Annotated in this window: 4 protein-coding genes and 1 pseudogene; 1 reads left to right on the forward strand and 4 read right to left on the reverse strand. The window is 47.6% G+C overall.

Annotated elements, in window-relative coordinates:
* Both VAE48_RS03305 and VAE48_RS03310 read right to left on the reverse strand, forming a co-directional pair.
* Window positions 1-1,096, reverse strand: a 1,096-nt coding sequence (locus tag VAE48_RS03305; protein WP_322791892.1) for a glycosyltransferase family 4 protein, incomplete at its 3' end; no start/stop codon positions are given.
* A 60-nt stretch (window positions 1,097-1,156) separates the two neighbouring features.
* Window positions 1,157-1,915, reverse strand: coding sequence for a hypothetical protein (locus VAE48_RS03310; RefSeq protein ID WP_322791893.1), 759 nt, complete (start codon window positions 1,913-1,915; stop codon window positions 1,157-1,159).
* An 88-nt stretch (window positions 1,916-2,003) separates the two neighbouring features.
* Here VAE48_RS03310 and VAE48_RS17480 point away from each other — a divergent pair.
* Window positions 2,004-2,174: pseudogene (locus tag VAE48_RS17480) on the forward strand (transposase); the annotation flags it as partial.
* Between the two features lie 62 nt (window positions 2,175-2,236).
* Here VAE48_RS17480 and VAE48_RS03315 read toward each other — a convergent pair.
* Together VAE48_RS03315 and VAE48_RS03320 are read right to left on the reverse strand one after the other, a co-directional pair.
* Entirely contained in the window at window positions 2,237-3,031 is a 795-nt protein-coding gene (locus VAE48_RS03315; RefSeq protein ID WP_322791894.1) for a glycosyltransferase family 2 protein, read from the reverse strand.
* Window positions 3,032-3,375: 344 nt separating this feature from the next.
* Window positions 3,376-4,281, reverse strand: a complete 906-nt coding sequence (locus tag VAE48_RS03320; RefSeq protein ID WP_322791895.1) for a glycosyltransferase family 2 protein — start codon at window positions 4,279-4,281, stop codon at window positions 3,376-3,378.
* Between the last annotated feature and the right edge of the window lie 30 nt (window positions 4,282-4,311).

The raw sequence follows: 4,311 nt of genomic DNA on the forward strand, positions 1-4,311 counted from the left end.
GGTTCAACCCCAACAGCGCGTTGACCTTTTGCTCATGGTCGCCCTGCTTTTGATGGGAAAAAACAAATCCGCTGACCGCATCCTCCACAATCTCCGCATGTCCACCGCTGGCCGAAACCACTACCGGGCAGCCGGCTGACATTGCCTCCAGCACGGCAAAGGGATAGTTTTCAAAAAGCGATGGCAGGATCATTCCCCGCACCAGACGAAGGGTTCGCTGTACTTCCGCCGGCGGCTGCTTACCGCGCCACTGCAGCAGCCCGCGTTCGATGAAAGGGCGGTAACGGGTGTGCAGCATTTCACTCATCCAGCGTTGATGTAGTTCGTCGTACCAATCTCCACCCAGCAGGATAAGCGGCTCATCCAGCCCCTGCTGCCACAACCGCTCAAAGGTTTTCAGGAGGGGTTCAATTCCTTTGCGGCGTTCTATTTTCGCCGTGAACAAAAAACCGCGCCGTTCACCGGCTGAAAGCCCGGCGGCGAAAGGATTGGCTTCTTCGTAAGGATACGGCACCACGCTGCTAAATGTGGCGCTGGCGGGCAAATCGTTCTCAACTTCGCGGCGCAGGGCAGCGCTGGGAAAAACGACCCAATCGGCGGCCAGATAGGAAAACCGCTCCATCTCCCCAATCCACCAACCGGGAAAGCGATACTCAGCCAGGCCGTCATAACGGTAACAAAGATACAGGGGTGTGTGGCCGGTGACCAGCAGCGGCAGTTGAGAGAACCCCGCTTCACCCAGCCAGCGACGCTGCAAAATAAAGTAAGGCAGCCCCAGATAATCCTGCGACTCCAGCACATCCGGAACACCCTCCCGCCGCAGAAATGACCCCAGCACTTCGGCTGCATCCAGGCTCCAGCGGGCAAATTCGCCCAGGGCTGCGCTGTGCGCCGCCTGATTGCGTCCAAAACGTACCACCCGCACGCCTTCGGCAATCTCCTCGCTGAGCGTGCCGTCCGGCAGCGCCTCGCTGGCGGCAAACACGGTCAGGGTATGCCCGCACTGCGCCAGCATTTGAGCGGTATGAAAGGCATAGGCGGCAATCCCGCCCCCATAGTCCGGCGGGTATTCTCCGGTCAGCAGCCAGATGTGCATGGTTTTCCAGCCTCCCCGTGCGGTGATTTCCCCCAATTATACTCGATTGCAGCCGTTGGATCAGCCCGGCATCTCGTAAAAGAGGGGGGTTGTGAAGCCGTATTTGCTCTGCAGGTATTCGAATTCGCGCTCCTGATCAATGCCGTTGCGGCGCAGCATCTGGTAATAGGCGCCGCTTTCGCCCAGCACCGGTTTGAGATGGCGCGCCACCACTTCATCCACCACGGCGGCGCGCCAGCCTTCGCGCATCCCAATCGCCGCCAGGGCTGCATCCGCCCCCCAGCCGCTGATGCTTTCGGCAAACACTTCCCTGACCCACGGGAATATGCGGCGGGCATAGACCGGCATCATGATTTCCACGCCGTTGACCCGCCGCCAGCCGCCGCGCCCGGAATTAAAGAACACCGGATAGGCGCAAAAGGAATCCGCCGAAAGGCTGGCTTGCGCCATTTCCCAGTCGTTTTGTTGGGTGATTTCAAACAAGCGCTGGATGCCGCCTTCGGGAAACTGCACGTCGTCATCCAGCAAGAGGATGTACTCGTAAGGGTCCAGGATGTGCGGGTATTCGGTCAGCAGGCTGTAAAAGGCGGTGAACTTGCTGCCGGGCAGCCGACCGCTCTGGCGGAATTCCACATCGCAGGGAATTTTACCGGCATAAGTGGCGTCGTAGTGGTTGATGATCAGGTCCCAGTTTTCGCTGCCCTGCTTCCACCAACCGCCCCACACCGCCCCCGACCCGCACTGCAGAAAAACGGCCCAGCGCCGCGGCTGAAGGCGGCGGTCGGCCAACGGCAGGGTATGGGTTAGAGAACGAAACATTAATTGCACTTCCAACAGGGTGTTATTGTACCATCCTTACAAAAAAAAGATCTCCCCCCTGGCGATAGTAGTGGGTTAGCAGAATTCCAACAGCCCGAAGCGGGTCAACAGGAAGATTCGCCGCAGATCCAGTGTCACAGATGTTATTCCTAATGAGACTTCTTGTCTGAGGCTCATTTCAGCCTTGCTGATGGAAATCCGTTCAGAATGGCAGATTGTGCGCTGCAAGATGAATATAATGTTAAAGAACTGTGGTTAATTCTGGCTCAATTTTACAGAAAAAGGGTTGCATAATCTTGATATTCTCTCAAAAAAATCATATCATCTCATTTTTTTTTGCAAGAATCGGTAAATAGACACATTAAGTTGACGATGAAAATGATGAGCGCTTATCAGGAATTTAGAATTCACATAACGTCGGACCAGATTTTCCTCTTCATCCTGTTGTGTAACTGCACTTGTCCATGTTTTTGAGGAAGGATAGATTCGAAATTTAGATAAATACTCGTTGATGAAGTATAAACGATAGCGTTGTGAAAGTCTAAACCAGTAGTCGTAATCCATGACATAGCGAAGACTCTCATCAAAGAAACCCACAGTTTCCAATACTTCTCGACGCCAGAAGGTTGATGGCTGGGGTATATAATTTACTACCCCTAAAAGTGAGGGATGATGAAACCTTAGCAAAATGTGTTTATAAAATGAGACAAAAGAGAATACCTCTTTTTCGTACTCATTTATGATTTTACACTTACCTGTCACCCACATTGCTTCCGGATGTGAAGCAAAAAAATTTCCCACTTTCAACAAAGCACTTGGTTCATATTGATCATCTGAATTGATAAACCCAATGATTTCTCCACTACAAATTCTTAACCCCTTATTGATAGCACTGGACTGTCCTTGATCAGGCTCGCTCCGCCATTTTATATCTTTCGAATATTTTTTTAGAATCTCTTGAGTTCCATCATTCGAGCCGCCATCGAATACTAAATATTCAAGATCAGGATAATTTTGATTGAGCACAGATAAAATTGTTTTTTCAATAAATTCAGCTTGGTTTAACGTCGGAGTAATTATAGAAATTTTTGGCAGGGTTTTATTGTTTTCCATCATCAGCAAAGCAGCCTTTATGTTTTTAAGATGAATTCAATGAGATTTTATGAATTTCCAGAAATCAATGGGTCTTAAGAAGAACGCAACCAAGTTTACTTAAGGATTTCTTTTGGAGGAAGTTTACTCATGATATTCTGCAATGTCAATAATTTTGGTTAAGCAATATGTCATCACTTCTTGATTACCACTTCAATGATCAGCGATAGCCGGAATTCAAAAAAGCGATCCCGGTCATTACCCTTCTATATCTGAGGCATGAACCTAAGGAAATTACAAAAATGCAGATCATAAGCATCCCGATTATTAAAAAATAACATACTTACTAATTGTGGAGCATTAATATCTCAATCCATTTTTTCCTTTTGGCTTGGGTCTTCTTGATTCATCACCATAGAAAGCAAGCCGATTCGTAAATCAGAGAGTTGATTGGCAATCAGTCCAAGAACCAATAAAAGTACCCCCGTTATGGCCAAGAGTAACGTCCCCACGCTAACACCCCGACCTGCAATTAATATCGGAATTCCCCAAATCAAAGAAAATCCGATAAATAACAACGAAAGCGGAAGAAAGATACGCAGAGGATTGAACATCAAAACAATATTCAAAATTTCCAGTAAGGTTTCCAAAGCCGTTGAAGTACTTATCGTGCTTCTGCCTGCCTTACGGGGTTTTATGGTAATCGGATATTCCAAAACCAAATGCCGTTGGTTAATAAACACCAATGTGATGACATCACTGAAAGCCATTGAGTTAGGGCAAATATGAATATATTTCTGAGCCAACTCTGTACGATACAATTTCATGCCGGAGTTCAAATCATGGATTTCCAGTGGCATTAAAAATTTAGTAAATTGCCGAATAAATGCCTTACCCAATTCCCGGTAAAAACCGGAATTTTGTTTGCTTTTCCGCCACCCTACAACCAAATCCGCATCTTTTTCTACGGCAAACTCAAAAAGCGACTCAACATCTTGTAGATTATGCTGTCCGTCGCCATCAATCGTAATCGCAAAAGGTGTCTTGACATGTGATAGCCCGGTTTTCAACGCTCCCCCGTAACCCCGATTAACTTTGTGATTAATTATGGTCACATTTTCTTCATTTTCAAAAGTTCTTAAGAGTTGTGGTGTCCTATCTGTAGATCCATCATTTACCAATATTACTTGCCATTGATGATTTTGACTAAAGTCAATCAACTCCGGGATGATTATGCAACCCTTTTTCTGTAAAATTGAGTCAGAAGTAACCACAGTTCTTTAACATTCGTTCGGCTTGGCAGC

Origin of the sequence: Bellilinea sp. (assembly GCF_034432615.1) — a bacterium.
Lineage (GTDB): Bacteria > Chloroflexota > Anaerolineae > Anaerolineales > Anaerolineaceae > Bellilinea.

Excerpts from the sequence above, each read along its gene's own strand:
- VAE48_RS03310 (WP_322791893.1), bottom strand. The coding sequence starts at position 1,915 with ATGTTTCGTTCTCTAACCCATACCCTGCCGTTGGCCGACCGCCGCCTT.
- VAE48_RS03315 (WP_322791894.1), bottom strand. The coding sequence starts at position 3,031 with ATGATGGAAAACAATAAAACCCTGCCAAAAATTTCTATAATTACTCCG.